Genomic DNA, 24,620 nt, shown 5'->3' with positions numbered 1-24,620 from the left:
CCGCCGATCCTCCACCCGGGGACCGGCGGCCGGTCGGCCGTCCAGCGGCCGGACAGACGCCCGGCGAGCACCCACCGGCCGGATCCGATCCGCAGGCCGGGCCGGACGGTCCCGAGGGGGGTGCCTGGACCGCGCCCGACGGAGGCACGCCGGAACCGCCGCGCGGCCAGGCCGGTGACAGGCCGGGTCCCCCGCGCGTGCCCGACGGTGGCGGGCCGGGCCTTCCGTATGTCCAGGGGGGTGCCGGGCCCGGTTTCCCGCGCGTGCCGGGTGTGCCGGGTGATGAGGTGGCCGGTACGGGAGCCGTACCGGCAGGGGCCCCGCCGGGGGAGAGGACGCCGACGGAGAGGCCCCTGAGGCTCAGCCCGAAGGTGCTGCTGACCGACCCGATCCGGATGCTGCCCTCCCTCCTCCTGCCGCTGGCCGGTGTCCTGTTCCTCGGCGGCTTCTCCCCCGGATCGTTCGTGTGGGCGGCGATGGCCGTCGTCGGCTCCGTCGCGTTCGCGGCCGTGCGCTGGGTCACCTTCACCTACCAGATCGTCGGCGACCGGCTGGAACTCACCCGGTCGCTGATCAGCAGGTCCGTGCGGACGATCCCGCTGGAACGGATCCGCGGCGTCGACATCAGCGCCCCGCCGCTGCACCGCCTGCTCGGCATCGCCGTCCTGCGGATCGACACCGGCGCGGGCGGCGCGGACAAGCAGGAGGGCGAGCTCGACGGGGTCACCGTCGAGGAGGGGGAGCGGCTCAAGGCCGTGCTGCTCTGGCACGCCCGTGCCCGGACGGCGAGACGTGTCCAGGCGCGCGGAGCGGCCTCGGTGGCCGGGGCCGCCTCCACCGCCGATTCCGGCTCTGACGAGCTCGCGTCCGGTGTGCCCACCAGGGTGCGGGAGGAGGCCGCCGGATCCTCCACCCGCCACGAGGTGGGCGACACGACCCCCGAGCGGGTGTTCTTCGTGATGCCGAGGAAGTGGCTCGCGTACGGTCCCCTCTCCGGCGCCTACCTGCTGACCCCGTTCGCGCTGGTGGCCGGTGCCGTGGGCCTCGCGTTCCAGTGGGGCAGCGAGTTCAGGATCGACAGGCGGGTCGTGCTGGGCGCGGGGGAGTGGATCTGGGAGCATCCGCCCCTGCTCATCGCGGCCCTCGTCCTGCTGGTCCTGGCCATGCCGGTGATCGCTGTGATCATGTACGCGGTGTTCAACTGGGACTTCACCCTCCGCGCCAGCGAGGGATACCTGATCGCGGGACGCGGTCTGGTCACGCGCAGGAGCGTGTCGCTGGAGCGGCGCAGGGTGCGGGGGTTCGAGTTCGTCGAGGGACCGGCCGAGCGCCGGGCGGGGGTCGGCCGCGCCTGGGCGATCGTGACCGGTCTCGGCGACTCGGAGACCCGGGGCCAGCTGATGCCCGTCGCCCCGAGGGACGTGGTGCTCGACGTGGTGGGCGAGGCGATCGGCCCGATCGCCACCGGGCTGCGGCCACATCCTCCGGCGGCGCGCAGGCGCAGGCTGTTCCGGGCGATCTTCCCGTGGCTGGTGATCGCCGCCTGCACGGTGCCGGCCGCCCTGCTGTGGTCCGGGTTCTGGTGGGCGCTCGCGGCGCCCGCCCTGTTCCTCGCGCTGCTGGGCGTTCCCCTCGGCCTCGACCGCTACCGTTCCCTCGGCCACACGTACGACGGGAGCCGCCTGTCGGTCCGGTCGGGGTCGCTGCGGCGTTCCCAGGCGGTGGTGGAGCGGCGGGCCGTGGTCGGCTGGACCCTGAGCCAGACCTGGTTCCAGCGTCGCGCCGGTCTGCTGACCGTGACCGCGGGCGTGGGCGCGGGCACCGGTGGGTACGCCGCCATCGACGTCGGCGAGGCGGAGGGTCCGGCCTTCGCCGCCGAGGTCACCCCCCGCTGGCTCACCCCGTTCCTCATTCCGGATATCCAAGACATCCCAGGCATCCCGGACGCCTCCGGAACCCGGGAGACCCCCACGTCCGGCGGGTCGCTCCCGCTCTGACGGCCGTCCGCGCACGAGCGGTTCCGGCGCCGACTTCCTTCACCCCGCGAGAGAGAACGGGGAGCGGTACCGGCTCCCCTCGTCCCGTGGGGGAGTGCGGGCAGCGGCGCCGACTTCCTCCCCGTGGAAGAGCGCGGGGAGTGGCCGGCATGCGACGAGGCGGGGGGCCGGTGTCCCGGTCACCCCCGCCTGGCGCGATGCGGTCGGATGCGGTCAGTCCTGGCGGCGAGCGCCGAACATGATCTCGTCCCAGGTGGGCACGGACGCGCGCCGTCCCCGGGACTTCTTGGCAGGCCGGGCCGGAGCCGGTGCCGGCTTCGGCGGCTCCGCGGGCTTCTCCGCCGCGGGCTTGTCGACCTTGGTCTCCTGCATGGCCCCCGTGTCCCCCTGTGTCTCTTGCCTGCCCGGCTCGGCCTTGGCCCGCTCGTCCACGCTGACGCGCGCCGCCGGTACAGCTATCGAACCCTCCTGGGTCGCTCCGGTCTCCGGCGCGGGTTCGGAGGCGGGGGTCTCCTTCGCCGCGACGGTCTTCGCCGCCTCCGCGGGAACCTGCTCGACGGCCTTTCCAGCCGCGGGGGACCGCTGGTCGGCGAGGTCGGACAGGACGGCGGCCGGAGCGGCCGCGACCGGCTCCGGTGTGGTCGCGGCGGGGGACGGCGAGGGTGGCGAGGACGGCGAGGGCTTCGTGCTCTCGGCGACCTCCGGGACCTTCACGACCTCCGGAGCCTTCACGACCTCCGGGATCTTCGCCGCCTCCGGAGCCTTCCCGTCCTCCGGGGCACTCGCCACGGCGGGCTCGGTCGAGGTCTCCGGTCCGGTGGCCGTTCCCTCGGGGGGAGTGGCCGGACCGTGCGGAAGGAGCTCCTCCCGTACGGTGGCCGATTCCCGTACGGTGGCGGATTCCCGCGCGGCGGGTGCCGGGTCCGGCGTGGTCACCGCGGGCGGCTCGGTCGCCGTCGCGGCGGGCTGCGGTGCGGGGACGGGTCGTGGCACGGCGGGTGCCGGGGACTCCGGCTCCGGCTCCGGCTCCGGGGAGGGAGACGGCTCGTACGCGGCCGGTGTGACCGGTTCGTACGCGGCCGGCTCATACGTGACGGGCCCGTGCGCCGCCGGTGCGACCGGCTCGTACGGGGGCGGGTACGGGGCGAGGGGCTCGGGCAGCACGGGCTCGGGCGGCCTGACCCGCGTGACGGGCTCGGAGCCCTGGGCCACGGGGGCGGGCTCCGGGGTCCTTTCCTGCTGGTAGCCGGCGGGGTCGGGAGCGCGCAGCGGCGGCACCGACACCCTCGGCGCCTCGTATCCGGGGGGGAGCGGGGGCATGGGCGGCTGCTGGTAGGCGGCCGGGGCCGAAGGCGCCGGGGGCGCGGCCGGCTCGGCCTGCGCGTAGGAGGCGGGCCGTGGCTGGGCCGGGGTCTCGTGCCGCAGGACCGAGGGGAAGGCCACCGGCGGCTGGTTCAGCGGCTCGGGTGCCAGCGGCGGCACCGGCGCGAGCTTGGCCACGCGCGGCACGAACGGCGTGACCGTGGTGTCCTCGAACGGCTCGACGTCCTCGCCGCTGGACAGCCGCAGGGCCTCGTCGTCGTGGGGCGTGATGTGGCGCCGGCGCGGGTCGAAGAGCCACTCGGCGTTGCGCGTGTGACCGTTCCACACGAACCCGAGCTTGATGCGCCACATGTTGTCGTCCCGTTTGGCGGAGTCCCACTCGATCTCGTCGGCGGGGACGCCACGGCGGGTCAGCCGCTCGGCGACCAGGTCGCCGAGGGTGGGACCGGGAGCGGAGTCGCCGGGCAGGCGTACGGCGCAGCGCTGCGCCTGCTGTGCCATGTACTCACGTTCCTGGAGCACGGGGCCCTCGAACCACCGCACGCGCTCGACCGGGATTCCCGCCGTGTTGGCGATCTCCTCCGCGGTCTCGCCGGCACGGATCCGGGCCTGGATCTCCTTGGGGCGCAACGGACTCTCCACTTCGATCTCGTACTGGCCGAGACGGGAGAAGTTGCCGCGGACGGCAGCACGGAGCCGGTCGTCGACGGGCAGCGTGAACCGGGTACCCCGGCCGGCTGTCGCCAGCACGAGATAGGTCCCGTCCTCACTCACCGCGACGAGTCGGAGCTCCTGCATGCGAGTCCCTTCGTCGTCGTGCTCAATCTTCCCCCGGACCCTTGAGTCTCTCGCGTGTGCCGGTTGCCTGCCAGCACCGTACCCGGCATGTCCGAACATCGCCTTCCTGGATGGGGCTCGCAGCGATGTGACGCCGGTCACATTTGCTCCATTCATCTAATTACAGGACACCGGTCTGGAGCAGCAACTTCGGGGTCCTCAAGGGATTCTCACGGATAACTCCGGGAACCGCTGCGGACTTCCACCAAGAACCGGGAGATGGCGGTGAGGCCGGTCCGCCGGTCCGGGGAGGATGTGCAGCGGTGGCGGCGTTGTGCGGGGGCCGGTCGTCGCGGTCCGTGACGACGGGGCGCGGTGGCGGCTGGCATGGGCGGCGGGAGAAGGTCATCTCCAGCGGACTCCCTCGGGGTCGAGCGGCGCGGGCGTCTGCGAATCTGCCCTTCGTACGCGCCCGGGGAACGACGGGACACGCGGACGCGTCACTCTTCGAGCGAGCCTTTGCGCCACTCTTTACCGGAAGCTGGTGAGAAGCGGCCGATTCGGGGGAACGCGGCCGTGCGGCGGGGGGCGGCCGGGTTCAGCCCAGGACGGTGTCGAGATGGTCGTTGGCGAAGGCGCGCCCCGGGTCCAGGGCGTCCCGTACCACCAGGAAGTCCTCGAAACGGGGATAGACCCCCGCGAGGTAGGACGCGTCGCGGGTGTGCAGCTTGCCCCAGTGCGGCCGGCCGCCGAGCCTCGTCATGATCTCCTCGACGCCCTCGAAGTAGGCGGGGTTCGGGGTCGGCCGGTAGACGTGGCAGGCGAGATAGGCGGAGTCCCTGCCGTAGGCGGTGGACAGCCAGGCGTCCGAGGCCGGGGTGACCCGCACCTCGACCGGGAAACTGATCTTCCAGTCTCGTCGTTCCAGCAGGTCGCGGATCTCGTGGAGGGCCCGGCCGAGGTGCTCGCGCGAGATGGCGTACTCCATCTCCAGGAAGCGCACCTCCCGCACGCTCGTGAAGATCCGGTACGAGGCGTCGATGTAGGCCGAGGTCGACAGCATCGCGGCCGAGAGCGCGTTGAGCCGGGGGATGGTGCCCGGGTGGCGTCCGCCGACGCCGCACAGCGCGCCGAACAGGGTGTTCTCCATGAACTGGTTGTCGAACCAGTGTTTCAGCGCGCCCGGAGGCCGGGGCGGTCCCGGGCTGCGGTTGTTGCGCTTGATCAGGCAGGCGTCGGTGTGCGGCATCCAGAAGAAGTCGAGGTGCTCGTTGCCGGTGACGAGCGTGTCGAGGGCGCCGAGGATCGCGGTCAGCGTCATCGGCCGCCGGACGCTGTGCAGCAGGAAGGCCGGTTCCACCCGGAAGGTCACCGCGGTCACCACGCCGAGCGCGCCCAGGCTCACCCTGGCGGCGTCGAACAGGTCCCGCTCGGCCACCCCGCGGATCCTTCCCTCGCCGTCGCCGCGGACCGTGACGATCTCACCGTCGGCGAGCACCATCTCCAGCGCCAGCACCTGGTCGGCCATCCCGCCGACGTCCCTGCCGGTGCCGTGGGTGCCGGTCTGGACGGCCCCGGCCACGGTCTGGGCGTCGATGTCGCCCATGTTGGCCAGGGCCAGGCCCATCCGGTGCAGTTCCCGGTTGAGGGCGCCGATCGTCGTACCCGCCTCGGCCGTCACCCAGCCGTCCCCGGCCGCGCGGATCCCGGTCAGCGCGTCGGGCCGCAGCAGGAGGCCGTCGGTCAGCGCCACCGGGCTGAACGAGTGGCCGGTGCCGGTCATGCGGACCCGGCGGCCCGCCGCGACGGCGTCCCGCACGGCCCGGGAGACCTCCTCGGCGCAGGAGGGCGCGCGGACCTCCGCGGGGGTGGCGGACTGGTTCCGGGCCCAGTTGCGGAAGGTGTGGAAGGTCTCGCCCATGTTCACTCCTGCCCCGCGGGCGGCACCCGGCCGTCCGGGGGCGCCGACGCCCCGCTCGCGGGGGAGTCCCGCCCACGGTCGGGTGGGCCACCGCCGGTTCGCGTTCGCGTGCCTCGCCAGCGAATATGAACGATACTCATGATTGCTGCCGGGTAACAGGGGTCCGCGGAAGGTGGGGTCCGATCACCGCGACCGGCGGCCTCGTACGAGCGAGCCGGGTGAGAACGCGGTCGCGCCGGTACGGCACCGGTGGCGAAGAGCTTTTGGCGGGGGCGCCGTCCTCGGCGCGGAGCGTCGTGCCGGTCGGCGTGGCGCCGTGCGCAGGCGTGAGCGGGATGGCTATTCTGGCCTGGCCGAACCCGTCCACCGGGCGTCCCGCCCGCGTGGAACCCGCCGACGATTTCGCCCAGAACCGCCGATCGGCACGTGATTTTCCGGCCAACGGCTCACGGCGCGGTCCGTTGGAGCTAACGTGAGCGCGGTGTCACGTCTTCCCGGGTTGCGGTTGTTCGTCCCAGTGATGGTCGCCCTGACCGCTCTCCTCGCCCTCGGTGGCGTCGCCCTCGCGATGATCAACGCCGGGCGCCCCGCCACTCCCGCGGCCTCCGGCGGGAGCACCGTCGTGGAGTCCCGCGTCCGGGACCTGTCGGCGATCGCGCCGGTGGCCAGCCCTCCCGCGGTCCCGATGGACTCGGCGAACCCCGACCCGAACCCGACCCCGGACGCCCAGGCCGGAGCCGACCGGGTCCCGCACGACCTCGCCTCCCAGGGGCCGACCCCCGGGCCGGGGACCGGGGAGACGGGCGCTCCCGGGCCCACCTCCACCCCGCCCCGGCTGCTGGTCATCTCCCCCTCGACGCTGACCGAGCAGACCAAGGAGGACATCTCCCGGCTCAAGTACGTCCAGAAGATCGACTCCTTCGACGGCGGGGCGGTCAAGGTGTCCGGGGTCGGGCTCAACCTCATCGCCGTCGATCCGGCCCGCTTCCGCGCGTGGGCCCCCAGGGCCGTCGCCGACCAGCAGAGGATCTGGGACGCCCTCGACCGGGGGGAGTTCGTCGCCGACAACGCGGCGGCCCGCCGCCTCGGGCTGGTCCTCGGCTCGGAGTACCAGGTGGACGGCGGCCCCCGGCTGCGGGCCGCGGCCTCCGCCGCGTTCGGCCTGCCCGGCGTGGACGGCATCGTGGGGCGGGAGACCGGCCGCAGGCTGGGCCTGCTGCCGGGGGTGGCGCTGCTCGTGCACGGCCCGGAGAAGGCCGCCACCGTCCTCAGGACACGGGTGGGCAGGCTGCTGAGCCCCGGTTCCCAGGTGGTCGCCGTCAGCGGCGCCCGTACGGTGAAGCCCACCCTGAAGCCCACGGTGAAGGCCGCCACCGGCGGGACGACGGGGACCGGCCGGGTGCGGCGGGTCACGGTCGGCAGGCCCGCCAGCTACCTGGAGCTCTACCGCAAGGCGGCCGAGGTCTGCCCGGGGCTCTCCTGGACGGTCTTGGCCGCGATCGGCCAGGTGGAGAGCTCGCACGGGCGCAACAACGGCCCGTCGTCCGCGGGCGCGCTGGGACCGATGCAGTTCATGCCCGCCACCTGGAAGGCCTACGGCGTGGACGGCGACGGCGACGGCGTCGCCGACATCTGGAACCCCTACGACGCGGTCCCCGGCGCGGCCAACTACCTGTGCGCCAACGGGGCGGGCCGGGGCGGCAAGAAGCTGGAGAAGGCCATCTGGTTCTACAACCACTCCTGGTCGTACGTCGCCAAGGTCATGGGCATCTCCCGCGGCTACGCCGCCACCTACCCCTGAGACCCCTGAGACCCCTGAGACCCCTGAGACCCCTGAGGCGCCTGCGATCCCCCGTGGCGGCGCGGCGGGGCCGGGCAGCAGGTGGCCGCGCACGCGACGGGCTCCGGCTCGGCGAGCAGCTCCCCGACCATCGAGACGAACCGAGGATGGGTCCCGGCCGTGGCGGCCCTGACCAGCGGCAGGCCGATCTTCCTCGCCGTCTCCGCGGCCTCCACGTCGAGGTCGTAGACGACCTCCATGTGGTCGGAGACGAAGCCGATCGGCACCAGGACCACCGCCGGGGCGTCGACCTTGGGCAGGTGGTCGCAGACGTCGGGCTCCAGCCACGGGATGTGCGGGGCGCCGCTCCGGCTCTGCCAGACCAGGTCCCACGCCCTGTCGCCGCCGCCACTCACCTCCGCGGTGACCAGCGCCGCCGCCCGGCGCAGCTGCGCCTCGTACGCGCCGCCGCCGGGTCCGGCCGTAGCGGCCATCGAGGTCGGGATGCTGTGGGCGGTGAAGACCAGCCGCGCGGAGTCCCGGAGCCCGGCGGGCAGCCGGTCCAGGGCCTCGCGGGTGTGGTCGGCCATCGCCGCGACGAACCCGGGGTGGTCGAAGTAGTGCCGGAGCTTGACGACCTCCGGGGCGCCCTCGACCGCGGCCCTGGCGAGCGCGATGTCGTCGATGTACTGGCGGCAGGCCGAGTACGAGCTGTAGGCGGCGGTGACGAAGGCGGCGGCCCTGCGCACGCCGTCGGACGCCATCCGGCGGAGCGTGTCCTCCAGGTAGGGGTGCCAGTTGCGGTTGCCCCAGTAGACCGGGAGGTCGATGGTCGGCTCCACGGCCGCGATCAGGTCGCGGCACTGCTGGTTGATCGGGCTGGCCCCGCCGAAGCGCTGGTAGTGCGCCTCGACCTCCAGCAGCCGTTCGCGCGGGATCCCCCTGCCCCGGACCACGTTCTCCAGGAACGGCATCACGTCGTCCGGTTTCTCCGGTCCCCCGAACGAGACGACGAGAAGTGCGTCGTAATTCCCCATGGCATTTATCAAACCGCATGCCCGGGTGTCCTCTTGCATGGCCACGTTGAGTAGTTCGTTATCAACAAGGTTTGTGGATGCATGTTCGGATGCATGTTCGGAGACGATCGCCGGGGTAAGTTCGAAACCGTGACCCCTTTTAACGACATCCGCGATTATGTCGGCGTGCCGCGGGTGGCATCCCTGCGGCTTTCCCCCGATGGAGCGCGCCTGGTCAGCGTGGTGCAGGCGCTTAATCCCGACGGGAGATCCTACGGGACCTCCCTGTGGGAGATCCCTCTCGACGGCCGCCGGCCGTACCGGCTGACCAGATCCGTCAAGGGTGAGGCCGGGGCCGAGTTCACGCGAGACGGCGACCTGCTCTTCTGCTCGCGCCGCCCCGACCCGACCGTCAAGGAGGCGGACGAGGAGGTTCCCGCGCTCTGGCTGCTGCCCGCGACGGGAGGCGAGGCCCGGCAGATCGCCTCCCGACCGGGGGGCATCGCCGGATTCGTGACCGGCGGCAGGACCGTGGTCTTCTGCTCCGACGTGCTCCCCGGCGACGAGGCGGGCGAGGCCGAGCGGCGCAAGACGCGCAAGGACGCGGGGATCAGCGCGATCCTGCACGAGAGCTACCCGGTGCGCTACTGGGATCACGACCTCGGTCCCGGAGAGCCCCGGCTGTTCGCGGGCATCCTGGGCGACGGCGAGCGGCTGACCGAGGTCAGGGACCTCACCCCGCAGCCGGGCAAGGCGCTGTCGAGCCACAGCGCGTGCGACGTGACGCCGGACGGCTCCACGGTCGTGACCACCTGGGGCGTGTCGATGCCGCAGGGCGAGCTGCGCTTCGAGCTGGTCGCCATCGACACGGCCGACGGCGGCGCCCGGCGCGTCCTGGCCGCCGCCGCCGACCACGACTTCGACGGTCCGGTCAGGATCTCCCCCGACGGGCGCCTGGTCGCGTGCGTCAGGAACAACCACGCCGACATCGACCAGATCCCCGAGAGCACCCTGTGGATCGTCGACCTGGCCACCGGGGCGGGCCACCCGGCGGGCGGCGGGCTCTGGCCGTCCGACATCGTCTGGGCGCCCGACTCCCGCTCGCTGCTCGTGGTCGCCGACGCCCACGGCCGCCGCCCGGTCTTCCGGGTCCCGGCCGACGGGTCCGCGCCGGAGCGGCTCACCCTCGACGACGCCGCGTACGGCTCGCTCAACGTCGCGCCCGACGGCGCCGTCTACGCGCTGCGCAGCGCCGTGAACGCGCCCGCGGCCCCGGTCAGGGTGGCACCGGACGGCACGGTGGAGAGGCTGGTCTCTCCCGTCCCGGACCTGGAGCTGCCCGGTACGCTCACCGAGGTCACCGTGACCGCCGACGACGGCGCGCAGATCAGGGCCTGGCTGACGCTGCCCGAGGGGGCCTCCGCGGAGAACCCCGCCCCCCTCCTGCTGTGGATCCACGGCGGCCCGCTGTCCAGCTGGAACGACTGGTCCTGGCGCTGGAACCCGTGGATCATGGCCCAGCACGGTTACGCCGTGCTGCTGCCGGATCCGTGCATGTCCACCGGTTACGGGCCGGACATGATCCGGCGCGGCTGGGCCGACTGGGGCCCGCGCACCCACGCCGACCTGATGGCGATCACCGACGCCGCCCTGGAGCTCCCCGAGGTCGATCCCGCCAGGACCGCCGCCATGGGCGGCTCGTTCGGCGGCTACATGGCCAACTGGGTCGCCGGGCACACCGGCAGGTTCAGGGCGATCGTCACCCACGCCTCGCTGTGGAACCTCGACCAGTTCGCCGGGACCACCGACGCGTCCATGTACTGGCAGCGCGAGTTCGGCTCCCCGGGCACCGTCCTGTACTCGAAGCTCTCCCCGCACCTGTCGCTGGAGAACATCTCCACCCCGATGCTGGTTGTCCACGGCGACAAGGACTACCGGGTCCCCATCGGGGAGGCGCTGCGCCTGTGGTGGGACCTGCAGCGCTCGGAGGTGGAGTCGAAGTTCCTGTACTTCCCCGACGAGAACCACTGGGTGCTCAAGCCCGGCAACGCGGTCGTCTGGTACGAGACCGTCCTGGCCTTCCTCGACCAGCACGTCCTCGGGCGCGAGTGGAAGCGCCCGGAGTCGCTGTCGTGAGCCGTCGTGGGCAGGAGCGGCGGGAGTCGTCGCGGGCCGGGCGCGGTGGGGGAGGACCCGGGGCCGGGGGAACAGGCGGGCATGGGGGAGGGCGGGTGCCGTCGCGGGCCCGCTGGAACGAGTGAGGGGTGGTGAGGAGATCGTGGACAGCGCCGTGACCTTCGGGCGGCTGGCGGAGGAGATCGCCAGGGAGGCCGGTGAGATGCTGCTGGCCAAGCGGCCGGCCCGGCCCGAGGTGCTCGTCACCAAGTCCAGCCCCACCGACGTGGTGACCATCCTGGACCGGGCCTCGGAGGAGCTCATCCGCGACAGGATCAAGGCGGTCAGGCCCGGCGACGCGATCCTCGGCGAGGAGGGCGGCTCCACCGGGGAGGGCAGGGTCCGCTGGATCGTCGACCCGATCGACGGGACGGTCAACTTCCTGTACGGGGTGCCCGAGTGGGCGGTCAGCATCGCGGTCGAGGTGGACGGCGAGGTGATCGCGGGAGTGGTCAACGTCGTGCCGCGCGGCGAGGTGTTCACCGCGGTCAGGGGCGGGGGAGCGTGGCTGGCCGGGGAGCGGCTGAGCTGCAACACCGGCGTACCGCTGGAGCGGGCGCTGATCGCCACCGGGTTCGGCTACGAGAGCGGGCGGCGCGAGGTGCAGGCCGAGGTGCTCCGTCACGTGCTGCCGCGCGTGCGCGACATCCGCAGGGGCGGCTCGGCGGCCTCCGACCTGTGCGCGGTGGCGGCGGGGCGGGTGGACGGCTACTACGAGCGCGGTCCCCAGTACTGGGACTACGGGGCCGGCGGCCTCGTCGCCACCGAGGCCGGGGCGAGGATCGGCGGGCTGGAGGGCAGACCGGCCGGTCCCGATCTCACCCTGTGCGCGGCCCCCGGCCTGTTCGAGGAGCTGCACGACCTGCTGCTCCCGCTCGACCCGGAACGCGACGCCTGACCTCCGGCTCCTCACCGGGGGGCGGGACGCGTGAGGAAGCCCCCCGGCGGTCGGCCGGGGGGCTTCTTCCCATCAGCGCTGAACGGGAACGCCGTTGTCTGTGGCCAGACGGCGGAGATCCTCGATCTCGGCGGTGAAGGTGTCGGCGAGGTAGTCGTCGCCGGAGGACCTGGCCTCCTGCAAGTTCCGATACGCCTGGTCGAGGCGGTGTTCGATTGTGGCGGTGAACTCGCCCATCTCACCTTCTTTCTCACGGGCTCGTGGGGACGGAAGATACCGCGATAGAGACTGGAACCGGCTGTACCCAGGGTGAACCTGACGCTAAACCTGTGTGTTTCCGACATCACATGGAGTGCCCGCTCTCGTGAGGGCCTTACCGTGTGCTTACAGGTGGTGAGGGGAGAATGAGGGGGCCGTCCAGGCGGCTGCTCCAGAGAATGTGACGGGAGGTGCCATAGGCCGTGCGAGTGCTTGTGGTGGAGGATGAGCGGGTGCTCGCCGACGCGATCGCGACCGGGCTCCGGCGCGAGGCGATGGCCGTGGACGTGGCCTACGACGGCGCGGGGGCGCTGGAGCGGACGGGGTACATCGACTACGACGTGATCGTCCTGGACAGGGACCTGCCCAAGGTCCACGGCGACGAGGTCTGCCGCCGCCTGGTGGCCTCCCGTACCGCGTCCAGGATCCTCATGCTGACCGCGTCCGGCGACGTCGACGACAAGGTGGAGGGGCTCGGGCTGGGCGCCGACGACTACCTGGCCAAGCCCTTCGTGTTCGTCGAGCTGGTGGCGCGGGTGCGGGCGCTCGGCCGCCGGTCCGCCCCGGCGCTGCCGCCGGTGCTGGAGCGCTCCGGGGTCCGCCTGGACCCGGGCAAGCGGCTGGTGACCAGGGACGGCGGGGAGATCGCGCTCACCAAGAAGGAGTTCGCGGTCCTGGAGGAGCTGATGCGCGCCGAGGGCGCGGTCGTCAGCCAGGAGGACCTGCTGGACAAGGCGTGGGACGAGAACATCGACCCGTTCACCAACGTGGTGCGCGTCACCATGATGACGCTGAGGAAGAAACTGGGCGAGCCTCAGGTGATCGAGACGGTGCCAGGGGTCGGGTACAGGTTGTGAGCGGTCCGGCAGGCGGGGGGGAGGAGCGCCCGACGTTCGTCCCGGTGGGTGAGAATCGCGAGTCCGTGCCGACCCACCCGATGATCAGCCCGCACTCCGAGCGGGGCGCCTGGAAGAGCGAGCGGCTGGAGTCCGGGCCCGCCGGTGAGGGGAAGCCGGGCGAGCGGCCCCCGCCGCCGACCGGCCCGCCCGCGTGGGACGGGCCGCCTCCGGTGGGCGCGGCCCCGGTCCCGCGGACCCCGCTGGACCGGCTGCGGTCGATCATGGACCGGCTCAGCATCCGGTGGCGGCTGACCATCACCTACGCCGTGCTGTTCTTCGTGGCCGGTGCCCTGCTGATGGCCGTGATCTACCTGATGGTGGGCTGGGCGCTCTCCGCGGGGTGGCCGCCTTTCCCGTACGACGAGCTGAGGGAGCTCGTGGGGCCGGAGGCGGCGGCCATCTTCAAGCAGCAGTGGTACTGGCAGCAGCACACCGCGATCTCCGGGGCGCAGCGGGAACTGCTGGCCCGCGCCCTGCTGGCCCTGCTGGGGGTCGGCATCCTGGCCGTCATCATCGGCTACATCGTCGCCGACCGGGCGCTCAAGCCCGTCCAGCAGATGACCGCCACGGCCCGCAAGCTGTCGGGCTCCACGCTCGCCCACGAGCGGATCGACCTCAAGGGGCCCGACGACGAGCTGAAGGAGCTGGCCGACACCTTCGACGCGATGCTCACCAGGCTCAACGTGGCCTTCGACACACAGCGAAGATTCGTGGCCAACGCCTCGCACGAGCTCCGCACCCCCCTGACGATCAACCGGACGGTCCTGGAGATCGCCCTGGGCGATCCGGAGGCGTCGGGTGACCTGAAGGCGCTGGGCCGCACGCTCCTGGAGGTCAACGCCCGCAACGAGCGTCTGATCGAGGGCCTGCTGCTGCTGGCCCGCAGCGAGCGCGAGCTGAGCGTGCGCAAGCCGGTGGACATGAAGGACGTGGCCGAGACCGTCGTCGACCAGCTCGCCACGCGGGCCGAGGAGGCCGGGGTCACCGTGATCCCCGAGCTTCGCGGCGCCGAGACCGTCGGTGATCCGGTGCTGCTCGAACGATGCGTGGCCAACCTGGTGGAAAACGCTATAAAACATAATCTCTCCGATTCCGGACGTCTGTGGGTCAGGACGGGAATGGTGGAGGGTGCGTTGGTTGTTCAGGTGGCCAACACGGGACCGCATGTGCCCGCGTACGAGGTGAACAGCCTTTTCGAGCCGTTCCGGCGGCTCAACGCCGACCGGGTCGACTCGGACAAGGGGGCGGGGCTCGGCCTGTCCATCGTCCGCGCGGTCGTGCGTGCCCACGGGGGCAATGTGACCGCCATACCCAGGGACGGAGGGGGTCTGGTGGTCACCGTGCGACTTCAGTCACGTTGATCCGGCGGGGGGCGTCTCGTTCACGCCGTACATGTGGTTGGATGTGCCGTCGAACACGGTGGTGCATGCCGCCGATGCTGTGGTTTACGCCATATTTGGCTAACCGTGGCCATTGGCAGTACGTCCCTCACGTGTAGGGAGGTTCAGTGACCATTCCGGCGGGGTACCGAAGCAGGAATCTCTCTGGCGGATCGGGCACAAGTCGTGCCTCTCGAACGTTACACACGCGCGAGTTAGCGCAGACAGATAGATGAGGGGGATGGAGCAGACCGATGGCTACCGATTACGACAGCCCACGCAAGACCGACGACGACCTCAGCGAGGACAGTCTTCAGGAACTGCAGGCCCGCCGTACCGACAAGTCCTCGGGCAGCATCGACATCGACGAGACGGATCTCGCCGAGTCGCTCGAACTGCCGGGCGCGGACCTGTCCAATGAGGAGCTCTCGCTCCGGGTGATTCCTCGTCAGGCCGACGAGTTCACCTGTGCGCGCTGCTTCCTGGTGCACCACCGCAGTCAACTCGCCGTTGAGAAGAACGGCCAGCAGATCTGCCGGGAATGCGCGGCTTGAGATGATTCCGATGGCCTGTCCGAGGTGTGCTCTTCCAGGTATGGGTAGGGCCTCAGGACAGCCTTGAGGAGGTTCCGAGACATGACGTCAGAGAACAGGCGGACCGGTGCCGCGCCGGACGACTCCACGGCCAAGGAGTCGGACGGCGCGCCTGACCACGCGGTGGCCCCGGGCGACGGTTCCGGCCGGAAGACGGCCGCGAACGGTGGCCCCGATCGCACGGCGGTCCCGGAAGGCGGCCTTGATCACAAGGTGACCTCGGACGGTGGCCCTGATCACACGGCGGTCCCGGACGGCGGCTCCGATCGCGGAGCGGCCGTGGACGCCGGCTCCGGCCGGGAGCCGGCCGAGAGCGACGACTCCGACCGGGAGGTGGCCGAGCTCGTCGGCAGGCTCGCCGAGCCGGGCGACATGGACGGGGCCGAGCGGCGACGGCTGCTCGGCCGTCTCACGCGGTCACTGGCGCGAGGGGCGAAGCGGGCCAAGGCGTCCGGGGAGAGCCGGGGCCGCTGGCTGACCGACGTGTTCATGGCCGTGGCGCCCCGCATCCCCATCCGCGACCTGCAGACCCTTTCCGAGCATCACAGCGGCCTCACCTCCGAGGCGCTCGCCGACGACCTGGTGCGCACCGCGACCAAGGCGACCATGACGGTCGGGGCCATCGGCGGGGCTGTCGCCGCCGCCGAGTTCGCCGCTCCCCCTCTCCTGCTCTCCGCCCCCGCCCAGCTCGTGGCCGAGACCCTCGTCGTGGCCGCGATCGAGGTCAAGCTCATCGCCGAACTCCACGAGGTGTACGGGATCCAGGTGCCGGGCACCGGCTCCCAGCGGGCGATGGCCTTCGCGATGGCCTGGTCCAAGCAGCGCGGTGTCGACCCCATGGCCCCCGGGACGATGACCGTCGCCCTGGGCACCGCGGCCAAGACCGCCCTGCGCAACCGGCTGATGCGCACCCTCGGGCGCCACCTCACCACCTTCGGCCCGTTCCTCACGGGCGCCGTGGCCGGGGGGATCCTCAACCGGGCCGCCACGAAGAAGCTCGGCGAGGTCGTACGGGCCGATCTGAGGGTCCACCGTGTCCTCCCGCCTGGCAAGTCATAGAAACCTCTCAAACGGGTAGTCAATTCAGTAAGCCCCCGACTACCTGGAGGAATCTGTGCTGGGCCGCAGCGCATTCGTGATCGTCGCCAACCGTCTCCCCGTCGACCGAGTCGGGGAGGACATGTGGCGGCGTAGCCCCGGCGGCCTCGTCACCGCGATCGCCCCCGTCCTGCAGCGCAGGGAGGGAGCCTGGATCGGCTGGCACGGCGCCCCCGACGAGAGCCTCGAACCCTTCGAGCACGACGGGATGCAGCTCGTCCCCGTCCCGCTGTCCGAATCCGAGGTCGAGCTCTACTACGAGGGCTTCTCCAACGCCACCCTCTGGCCCCTCTACCACGACGTGGTCGCCGCTCCCACCTACTCCCGCGTCACTTGGGAGGCCTACCGCACCGTCAACGAGCGCTTCGCCGAGGCCGCCGCGGAGGAGGCGGCGGAGAACGCCGTCGTGTGGATCCAGGACTACCAGCTCCAGCTGGTCCCGGCCATGCTGCGCAAGCTCCGCCCCGACCTGCGCATCGGCTTCTTCCTGCACATTCCCTTCCCGCCGGTCGAGCTGTTCTCCCAGCTGCCGTGGCGGCGCGAGATCGTCGAGGGCCTGCTCGGCGCGGACATGGTGGGGTTCCAGCGCCCCGGGGGCGCGTCCAACTTCATCCGGCTCTGCCGTCGCCTGCTCGGCCTGCAGCACCACAAGCACGAGATCCACGTGGGGGACCGGGTGGTGCGCGCCGGGGCGTTCCCCATCTCCGTCGACTTCGGTGAGCTCGACTCCCTGGTCAGGGAGCCGCACATCATCTCCCGGGCCAGGGAGATCCGCGCGGAGCTGGGCGACCCGGAGTGCCTGCTGCTCGGCGTCGACAGGCTCGACTACACCAAGGGCATCGGCCAGCGCCTGAAGGCGTTCGGCGAGTTGCTCTCCGAGGGGGCGATCAAGCCGGGCGAGGCGGCGTTCGTACAGATCGCCACGCCGAGCAGGGAACGCGTCGAGGAGTACATGCGGCTGCGCGACTCGATCGAGCTCCAGGTCGGCCGGATCAACGGCGAGCAGGGGGAGCTGGGCCAGCAACCCGTGCAGTACCTGCACCAGTCGTACGGCAGGGACGAGCTCGCCGCGCTCTATCTGGCGGCCGACGTGATGGTGGTGACGCCGCTGCGCGACGGGATGAACCTGGTCGCCAAGGAGTACATCGCCTGCCGCCACGACCTGCGCGGCGCGCTGGTGCTCAGCGAGTTCGCCGGGGCGGCCGACGAGCTGCGCCAGGCGTTCATGGTCAACCCCTACGACGTCGACGGCCTCAAACGGGCGATGCTGACCGCGATGCGGGCCACCCCGCACGACCTGTCGCGCCGGATGCGGTCGCTGCGCCGCAGGGTGTCCACCTACGACGTCGACCGCTGGGCCAAGGAGTTTCTCACCTCGCTGGAGTCCTCGGGGTCCCACGTGTCCCAAATGACCCAGATCCCCCCCGAAACCCAGGAAGTCCGGGAAACTCCCGACTCCTCGGGGGCCTCCTGACACCGGCGTCCCCGGTGCCGCCGTCCGCGCGACCGGGACCACCGCGCGGACGACGCGCGGGGTCCCGGTGGCGGGGAGGCGAAGGCGTCAGGTGGTGACGTCCCTGGCCGCGTCCTTCACGGCCTTCCACGCGTTGTAGCGCTTCCTGGCGGTGCGGGCGACCACGATCTGCGTCACCTGCATGCCGACCCCCATCACCACGGCGTAGCCGACCGCCTCACCGAGGCTGATCTCCAGGGACTCGTTGTCGACGGGCGGCTTCCTGCCGGTGGTCTTCTCCCAGGCGAATCCGATGGCCTTCTTCGCCCCCCACGCGGTGACGAGGCCCAGGAGGCCGCCGATGGCCCTCCACGCCATGTCCTGTTTCTCGGTCTTGTCGGCCATGTGGTCCTCCCGTTCGCGGTTCGCCCCAAGAACACTAGTCTCCCCGAGCGTCGCATCGCGTGAAGCCATACCATAGGGAGGCATGACACAACAGCGACCGCGCCCTGCGCCCATGCCCGAGAAACCGACTCTCGATGGCCTGGAAGCCGTATGGTCGGGCCGCTGGGAGAGCGAGGGGACCTACCGTTTCGACAGGTCGCGCACCCGCGAGGAGATCTACTCGATCGACACCCCGCCGCCGACCGTCTCCGGTTCCCTGCACGTCGGCCACGTCTTCTCCTACACCCACACCGACACCGTCGCCCGCTTCCAGCGCATGCGCGGGCGCGAGGTCTTCTACCCCATGGGCTGGGACGACAACGGCCTGCCCACCGAGCGCCGGGTGCAGAACCACTTCGGCGTGCGCTGTGACCCCTCCATCGCCTACGACCCCTCGTTCGAGCCCCCGGCCAGACCCGACCCCAAGCGGCAGATCCCGATCTCGCGCGGAAACTTCATCGAGCTGTGCGAGCGGCTCACCGTCGAGGACGAGAAGGTGTTCGAGGAGCTCTGGCGCCGCCTGGGCCTGTCGGTCGACTGGTCGCTGACGTACGCCACCATCGGCGACGCCGCGCGGGCCGCCTCCCAGCGCGCCTTCCTGCGCAACCTGGCCAGGGGGGAGGCGTACGTGGCGCAGGCCCCCACGCTGTGGGACGTCACCTTCCGCACCGCCGTCGCCCAGGCCGAGCTGGAGGACCGCGAGTGGCCCGGCGCCTTCCACCGGCTGGGCTTCGGCCTGTCGGAGGAGCAGCGGGCCAGGGGGTTCGGCGACCGGGTCTGGATCGAGACGACCCGCCCCGAGCTGCTGCCCGCCTGCGTCGCGCTCGTCGCCCATCCCGACGACGAGCGGTACCGGCCCCTGTTCGGCACCACGGTCAGGACACCGCTGTTCGGCGTCGAGGTGCCGGTGCTCGCCCACCACCTGGCCGAGCCCGACAAGGGCTCCGGCATCGCGATGATCTGCACCTTCGGCGACGTCACCGACGTCGTCTGGTGGCGCGAGCTCGACCTGCCCACCCGCGCCGTCATCGGCTGGGACGGCAGGCTGCTGCCGGACGCCCCCGAGGGCGTGCCGCCGGAGCCGTACGCGGAGCTGGCGGGCAGGACCGTGCACGGCGCCCGCGAGCGGATCGTGGAGCTGCTGCGCGCGTCGGGCGGCATGGAGGGCGAGCCGCGGGCGGTGCGGCGCGCGGTGAAGTTCTACGAGAAGGGCGACCGGCCCCTGGAGATCGTCACCACCCGCCAGTGGTACATCCGCAACGGCGGGCGCGACCTCGCCCTGCGCGACGCGCTCCTGACGCGCGGCGCGGAGCTGTCCTGGCACCCGCCGCACATGCGGGTCCGCTACGACAGCTGGGTGCAGGGCCTGGCGGGCGACTGGCTGATCTCCCGGCAGAGGTTCTTCGGCGTGCCCATCCCGGTGTGGTACCCCCTGGACGACGAGGGCGAGCCCGATCGCTCCGCGCCGATCGCGCCGCCGGAGTCCGCGCTGCCGATCGACCCGTCCACCGACGTCCCGCCCGGCTACACCGAGGACCAGCGCGGCAAGCCGGGCGGCTTCCTCGGAGACCAGGACGTCATGGACACCTGGGCGACCTCCTCGCTGACGCCGCAGATCGCCGGGGGCTGGGAGCGCGACCGGGACCTGTTCGAGCGGGTCTTCCCGATGGACCTGCGCCCGCAGGCCCACGAGATCATCCGGACCTGGCTGTTCTCCACCGTGGTCCGCGCCCACCTGGAGGGGGGCACCCTGCCCTGGAGCGACGTCGCGATCTCCGGGTGGATCCTCGACCCCGACCGCAAGAAGATGTCCAAGTCCCGGGGCAACGTGGTCACTCCGCTCGGCCTGCTGGAGCAGTACGGCTCCGACGCGGTCCGCTACTGGGCGGCCAGCGGCCGTCCCGGCACCGACACCGCGTTCGACACCGGCCAGATCAAGGTCGGCCGCCGCCTGGCCATCAAGATCCTGAACGCCTCCAGGTTCGTCCTGGGCCTGGGCGAGGGCGGCGGGGAGGTCACCGAGCCGATCGACCTGTCGATGCTGGCCCGGCTGTCGGAGGTGGTCCACGAGGCCACCGAGGCGTTCGAGGGTTATGACTACACCCGCGCACTGGAGCGGACCGAGCGGTTCTTCTGGGAGTTCTGCGACGACTACCTGGAGCTGGTCAAGGCCAGGGCCTACGACGACGCGAACGAGGGGAGCGACGAGAGCGCGGCGGCGCGTTCGGCGCACGCGGCGCTGCGCGAGGCGCTCGACGTCATGCTCCGGCTGTTCGCCCCCTTCCTGCCCTTCGTCACCGAGGAGGTCTGGTCCTGGTGGCGTGAGGGCTCGGTGCACCGGGCCGCCTGGCCCCAGATCGCCTCCGTGCGCGAGCGCGGAGGCGATCCCGAGCTGCTGCCCGTGGTGGCCGCCGTCCTCGGCCGGGTCCGCAAGGCCAAGTCCGACGCCCGCCTCTCCATGCGCGCGGAGGTCGCCCGGCTCACCGTCACCGGCGCTGGGGCCGCCCTCGTGCGCCGGGCGCAGGACGACCTGTGCGGCGCGGGCGTCATCGACGAGTTCGTGCTCCGCGAGGACGAGGGGGACCTGCTCGTGGAGGTCGCCCTCACCTGACAGTCCTGACAGTGAGGACGCGGGTGGACGCCTCCCGGTGGGATCCGGCTCGTCGCCCGGCCGACCAGGGGAGCGTCCCCGGGCGCGCACGCGAATCTGTCCTTCCCGTCGGGGAATCCTGCCGTACGGTCGAGGCAGCACAGCTGAGAGGAGGACGGGCATGCCGCCAGGATGTGGCAACTGCAGCTGCTACCTCGAAGACAGGGTGATCTCCCGCCCGCCGGACGAGCGCTGACCTCGGCCGGGTGAGAGCCCGCCCCTGACCGGGCGGGCGTCGACCCCGGCGGGGCGGGCGCCCGCCCCGGTGGGTGGGCGTCCACCTCCGCGGGGTGGGGCCGGTCCCCGAGGCACGCCGGGTGGCCCGGCCGCACGACCGGGCCACCGCTTTTCGTGTCCCGTCGGCAACCCCCGCGCATTTCCCTGCGCGGCGTGACAGTCTGAACACGTGATCTCCGATCGGGAACGCCTGACCAGCCTGGTGCCTCGCACGTTGCTGCGCATCGCGATGTGGAGCCTCTGCCTGATCATCATCGGCTGGGCGGTCTTCTACTTCGCCCAGTTCATCGCGACGCTGCGCATCGTGGTGCTGCCGGTGGCCATCGCGCTCCTGCTGACCGCGCTGCTGTTCCCGCTCACCCGGCGGTTCGGCAGGATGGGCATGCGGCCCATCTACGCGACCTGGCTCACGATGATCATCGCGCTCACCGTGCTCGGCGGCACCGGCTGGATCATCGGGGTGCGTGCCAACGACGAGTTCCCCGGCCTCGTCGACCAGGTGCGCGAGACGGCCAAGACCGTCGAGAACTGGCTCTACACCGGGCCCCTGCACCTGCAGCCGACCCAGATCACCAGCTGGGTCGACGAGATCGGCAAGCAGATCACCACCCAGCGCAACCAGATCACCCAGACGGTCCTCACCGGCGCCACGGTGGCGCTGGAGGTGCTGGCCTCCATCGTGCTGCTGCTGTTCGTGACGTTCTTCCTGCTCAAGGACGGCGACCGGATCTGGTCGTGGTTCCTCAAGGGCTTCGGCGGGGTCGCGCCCCGCGTCGACAGGGCGGGCCGGGCGGCCTGGGTGACGCTCTCGCACTACGTGCAGGGCACGGTCGCGGTGGCCGCCGTACACGGCGTGATCATGGGCATCGTGCTCGCGGGGATGGGCGTGCCGCTCTGGGCGCCGCTCGCGGTGCTGATCTTCCTGGCCAGCTTCATCCCCATCGTCGGCATCTTCTTCGCCGGTGCCGTGGCCACCCTGGTCACCCTCGGCGCCAAGGGCCCGATCTACGCGCTGATCTTCCTCGGCATCCTGGTGGTGGAGCAGCAGCTGGAGAACCACGTGCTCCAGCCGCTGATCGTCGGCAGGGTGCTGCACTTCCACCCGCTGGCGATCATCCTGGTGCTGGCGGTGGGCGGCATCCTGGCGGGCATCGCCGGGGCCGCCGTGGCGGTGCCGGTGGCCGCGGTGATCTACCGTGCGCTGCCGGAGCTCAGGGGTGACGCCCATCCGGCACTGCCACCGGTGCCACCGCCCCCCGCCGGACCAGGCGGCCCCGATCCCGGTGGGCCTCCCGGCCCCGGTGGTCCGGGCGCCGGTCCCGGTGGGCCTTCCGGTGGGCCTTCCAGTGGGCCGGAGCCGGCCGGTGCGGCGGGAAAACCGGTGAATGAGGAATCACCGCAGCCCAGGGGGTAACGTTCTGCCCCGTGACCCGTTCCGCCCTGACCACCCCCCCGCCGGACGCGATCCGTCCGGGCCCGCTTCCCGGCGCGCCCGCCCCCGGCACCCCGCTCGGCTCCCACTACAGCCGCTGCTTCGGCTGCGGTGACGAACACCCGACCGGCCTGCACCTGACCGCCCTCACCCCCGACGGGGTCACGGTGGTCGCCGAGTTCACCGTGGAGGAGACCCACCAGGGCGCGCCGGGCCTGGCGCACGGCGGCGTGCTCGCCGCGGCGATGGACGAGGTCATCGGCATGTCCGTGTGGCTCTTCCAGCGCCCCTACGTCACCGGCCGGCTGGAGACCGACTATCTCGCGCCGGTCCCGGTCGGCACCGTCCTGCATCTGCGAGCCTGGTGCGGCGGCATGTCCGGCAGGAAGGCGTACCTTGAGGCTGAGGGACGGATCGGTTCCCCGGACGGGCCGGTCGCCGTGCGGGCCGCGGCGCTCTTCGTCGAGGTGGGCATGGAGCATTTCGCCAGGCACGGCGACATCCAGAAGATCGCCGACGAGCACCACGAGTACGAGGTGAACCCGTGACCCACACCGTCGAGGTGTTGATCCACCGGCTTGACGCCGACCTGCCGCCGCCCTCGTACGCCCACCCGGGCGACGCGGGCGCGGATCTGCACGCCGCCGAGGACGTCGAGCTCCTCCCCGGAGAGCGGGCCGTGGTCGGCACCGGGCTGGCGATCGCCCTGCCCGACGGGTACGCCGCGTTCGTCCACCCGCGCTCGGGCCTGGCCGTCAGGCACGGCGTGACGCTCGTCAACGCGCCCGGCACCGTCGACGCGGGATACCGGGGCGAGATCAGGGTGACGCTGATCAACACCGACACCAAGAGCGCCGTACGGCTGCGCAGGGGAGACCGGGTCGCGCAGCTGGTGATCCAGAAGGTGGAGAAGGCGGTGTTCCACGAGGTGGACCGGTTGCCGGGTTCGGCGCGGGGCGCCGGCGGGTTCGGGTCCACCGGCCGCTGACAGGCGCCAGCAGGCGCTGACAGGAAGTGACGGACGCTGAGGCGGTGACCCCGGCGAGGTGGGCGGGATGACCGGCGGTGACCCGGGAGCGGGGCGCGCCGTCGGCCCCGGAGACCGCCCGCCGCGCCCGGCGGAGAACGAGTGACCAGTGAATCTTCAAGGAGCGTGAGGAAAGTGTTCGGACGTAGCCGTCGTGAGAAGGCCCCGGCCGCCAAGGCCGTGGCGGAAGAGGTCGAGCGGGTCCCGTCGCGGGAGTCGGGCCCGTGGGACGCGGACGAACCCCACCCCGAGCGGGAGCGGGTCGACCTCGGAGGCATGCGCCTGCCGGTCGATCCCGGTTTCGAGGTGCAGCTCAACCTGGCCGGGGACCAGATCGTCGGCGCCGTGGTCCTGTTCGACGGGAGCGCTCTGCAGGTGCACGCCTTCGCGGCGCCCAAGCGGAGCGGGATCTGGGACGAGGTCAGGGCCGAGCTGGCCGAGGGGGTCAAGGGCGCCGGAGGCACCGCCGAGGAGCGTGAGGGGACGTTCGGCGTCGAGCTGGCCGCCAGGATCCCGGCCGAGGGCGGCGAGCAGCCGGTCCGCTACATCGGGGTGGACGGGCCGCGCTGGTTCCTGCGCGCGGTGATCAGCGGCAAGGCCGCCGAGGACGCCGGGGTCGCCGCGACGCTGGAGGGTGTCGTCCGGGACATAGTCGTGGTACGCGGCGACGAGCCGATGGCCCCCAAGGAGGCGATCGAGCTCCGGCTGCCGCCCGAGGCCAGGCAGGCCGCGGAACAGCAGGCCGCCGGGGGCGAGGTGCCCGATCTCAACCCGTTCGACCGGGGGCCGGAGATCGCCGAGATTCGATGACGTGCCGGATCGCGTACGCTGGTTCGACCCGTGTGTGAAGGAGAGGTCCGTGGGTTCTCAGGAGCCGCATAAACAAGGCGGTTTGCGGGGATTCTTCCGTCGGCTCACCGCCGGTCAGGCCGAGCTGGAGGCCGACGAGCTTCAGCAGGATCTCGATCGTCACGGCGCCACGCCCATCGTCTCGTGCGGCGTGCGCCGCCGCTTCTGCGTGACCGGCACCCTGCGGACGGTGACGCTGCGTCCTCGCGGGGGCGCTCCGGCACTGGAGGCGGAGCTTTACGATGGTTCCGATGTGATCGACCTGATATGGCTGGGCCGCAGGAAGATCGCGGGTATCGAGCCGGGGCGCCTGGTGCTGGCGGAAGGGCTCGTCAGCGTGCAGGATGGCCGCAAAGTCATGTTCAATCCGCGCTACGAGCTGCGCCCAGCGGCCGGTGCGTGAGTAATCGACGA

20 protein-coding genes are annotated in these 24,620 nt (G+C 71.8%); 15 read left to right on the top strand and 5 right to left on the bottom strand.

Going from position 1 to position 24,620, the window contains the following annotated elements; translation table 11 throughout:
• The first annotated feature begins 272 nt into the window (after window positions 1-272).
• Window positions 273-1,997: a PH domain-containing protein gene (locus tag ABD817_RS13685; protein WP_344918246.1), complete on the top strand. Its 1,725-nt coding sequence runs from the start codon at window positions 273-275 to the stop codon at window positions 1,995-1,997.
• 213 nt (window positions 1,998-2,210) lie between these two features.
• Here ABD817_RS13685 and sepH read toward each other — a convergent pair whose 3' ends face one another.
• Window positions 2,211-4,118 (bottom strand): septation protein SepH, encoded by a 1,908-nt coding sequence (gene sepH / locus ABD817_RS13680; protein WP_344918245.1) that lies wholly within the window; start codon window positions 4,116-4,118, stop codon window positions 2,211-2,213.
• Between the two features lie 577 nt (window positions 4,119-4,695).
• A complete protein-coding gene (locus tag ABD817_RS13675; RefSeq protein ID WP_344918244.1) occupies window positions 4,696-6,018 on the bottom strand; it encodes a D-arabinono-1,4-lactone oxidase in 1,323 nt (440 codons plus the stop codon).
• A gap of 481 nt (window positions 6,019-6,499) precedes the next feature.
• Between ABD817_RS13675 and ABD817_RS13670 the strand changes: the two genes are divergently transcribed.
• Entirely contained in the window at window positions 6,500-7,819 is a 1,320-nt protein-coding gene (locus ABD817_RS13670) for a lytic transglycosylase domain-containing protein (protein ID WP_344918243.1), read from the top strand.
• Here ABD817_RS13670 and ABD817_RS13665 read toward each other — a convergent pair.
• Window positions 7,810-8,835, bottom strand: a complete 1,026-nt coding sequence (locus ABD817_RS13665; protein WP_344918242.1) for a ferrochelatase — start codon at window positions 8,833-8,835, stop codon at window positions 7,810-7,812. The genes ABD817_RS13670 and ABD817_RS13665 overlap by 10 nt on opposite strands.
• A 93-nt stretch (window positions 8,836-8,928) precedes the next feature.
• Here ABD817_RS13665 and ABD817_RS13660 point away from each other — a divergent pair, with 93 nt between their 5' ends.
• Entirely contained in the window at window positions 8,929-10,950 is a 2,022-nt protein-coding gene (locus ABD817_RS13660; RefSeq protein WP_425583336.1) for a S9 family peptidase, read from the top strand.
• Window positions 10,951-11,092: 142 nt separating this feature from the next.
• Entirely contained in the window at window positions 11,093-11,887 is a 795-nt protein-coding gene (locus ABD817_RS13655) for an inositol monophosphatase family protein (RefSeq protein ID WP_344918240.1), read from the top strand.
• A 72-nt stretch (window positions 11,888-11,959) separates the two neighbouring features.
• Here ABD817_RS13655 and ABD817_RS13650 read toward each other — a convergent pair whose 3' ends face one another.
• A complete protein-coding gene (locus ABD817_RS13650; RefSeq protein ID WP_344918239.1) occupies window positions 11,960-12,124 on the bottom strand; it encodes a hypothetical protein in 165 nt (54 codons plus the stop codon).
• Between the two features lie 224 nt (window positions 12,125-12,348).
• On the opposite strand from ABD817_RS13650, the gene ABD817_RS13645 reads away from it, so the two are divergent.
• From ABD817_RS13645 to ABD817_RS13625, 5 genes are all read left to right on the top strand, one after another.
• Entirely contained in the window at window positions 12,349-13,002 is a 654-nt protein-coding gene (locus ABD817_RS13645) for a response regulator transcription factor (RefSeq protein ID WP_344918238.1), read from the top strand.
• A gap of 80 nt (window positions 13,003-13,082) precedes the next feature.
• A complete protein-coding gene (locus ABD817_RS13640; RefSeq protein ID WP_425583357.1) occupies window positions 13,083-14,405 on the top strand; it encodes a sensor histidine kinase in 1,323 nt (440 codons plus the stop codon).
• Between the two features lie 272 nt (window positions 14,406-14,677).
• The gene (locus tag ABD817_RS13635; RefSeq protein ID WP_030914836.1) at window positions 14,678-14,977 is read left to right on the top strand and encodes a DUF4193 domain-containing protein; all 300 of its coding nucleotides are present in this window, start codon (window positions 14,678-14,680) and stop codon (window positions 14,975-14,977) included.
• An 81-nt stretch (window positions 14,978-15,058) separates the two neighbouring features.
• Entirely contained in the window at window positions 15,059-16,075 is a 1,017-nt protein-coding gene (locus tag ABD817_RS13630) for a hypothetical protein (RefSeq protein WP_344918236.1), read from the top strand.
• Between the two features lie 55 nt (window positions 16,076-16,130).
• The gene (locus tag ABD817_RS13625) at window positions 16,131-17,588 is read left to right on the top strand and encodes an alpha,alpha-trehalose-phosphate synthase (UDP-forming) (protein ID WP_344918235.1); all 1,458 of its coding nucleotides are present in this window, start codon (window positions 16,131-16,133) and stop codon (window positions 17,586-17,588) included.
• 87 nt (window positions 17,589-17,675) lie between these two features.
• Here the strand turns inward: ABD817_RS13625 and ABD817_RS13620 are convergent, their stop codons facing one another.
• Window positions 17,676-17,972, bottom strand: a complete 297-nt coding sequence (locus ABD817_RS13620; RefSeq protein WP_344918234.1) for a DUF4235 domain-containing protein — start codon at window positions 17,970-17,972, stop codon at window positions 17,676-17,678.
• Between the two features lie 112 nt (window positions 17,973-18,084).
• Here ABD817_RS13620 and valS point away from each other — a divergent pair, with 112 nt between their 5' ends.
• The 6 genes from valS (at window position 18,085) to ABD817_RS13590 (ending at window position 24,609) form a co-directional block, all read left to right on the top strand.
• A complete protein-coding gene (valS, locus tag ABD817_RS13615) occupies window positions 18,085-20,622 on the top strand; it encodes a valine--tRNA ligase (protein ID WP_344918233.1) in 2,538 nt (845 codons plus the stop codon).
• Between the two features lie 445 nt (window positions 20,623-21,067).
• The gene (locus tag ABD817_RS13610) at window positions 21,068-22,312 is read left to right on the top strand and encodes an AI-2E family transporter (RefSeq protein WP_344918232.1); all 1,245 of its coding nucleotides are present in this window, start codon (window positions 21,068-21,070) and stop codon (window positions 22,310-22,312) included.
• Between the two features lie 11 nt (window positions 22,313-22,323).
• Window positions 22,324-22,878 (top strand): PaaI family thioesterase, encoded by a 555-nt coding sequence (locus tag ABD817_RS13605; protein WP_344918231.1) that lies wholly within the window; start codon window positions 22,324-22,326, stop codon window positions 22,876-22,878.
• On the top strand, window positions 22,875-23,318 hold the full coding sequence (gene dut, locus ABD817_RS13600; RefSeq protein ID WP_344918230.1) for a dUTP diphosphatase: 444 nt from the start codon (window positions 22,875-22,877) through the stop codon (window positions 23,316-23,318). The genes ABD817_RS13605 and dut overlap by 4 nt, the downstream gene beginning before the upstream one ends.
• A gap of 174 nt (window positions 23,319-23,492) precedes the next feature.
• The gene (locus ABD817_RS13595) at window positions 23,493-24,167 is read left to right on the top strand and encodes a DUF3710 domain-containing protein (protein ID WP_344918229.1); all 675 of its coding nucleotides are present in this window, start codon (window positions 23,493-23,495) and stop codon (window positions 24,165-24,167) included.
• Window positions 24,168-24,216: 49 nt separating this feature from the next.
• Complete coding sequence (locus ABD817_RS13590; RefSeq protein ID WP_344918228.1) at window positions 24,217-24,609, top strand: OB-fold nucleic acid binding domain-containing protein; 393 nt, start codon at window positions 24,217-24,219, stop codon at window positions 24,607-24,609.
• Window positions 24,610-24,620: the final 11 nt, after the last annotated feature.

The sequence above is a fragment of the Streptosporangium oxazolinicum genome (genome assembly GCF_039537505.1).
Taxonomy (GTDB): domain Bacteria; phylum Actinomycetota; class Actinomycetes; order Streptosporangiales; family Streptosporangiaceae; genus Streptosporangium; species Streptosporangium oxazolinicum.
Note: the sequence above shows the minus strand (reverse complement) of the source record. Positions and strands in the feature narration are given on the sequence as shown.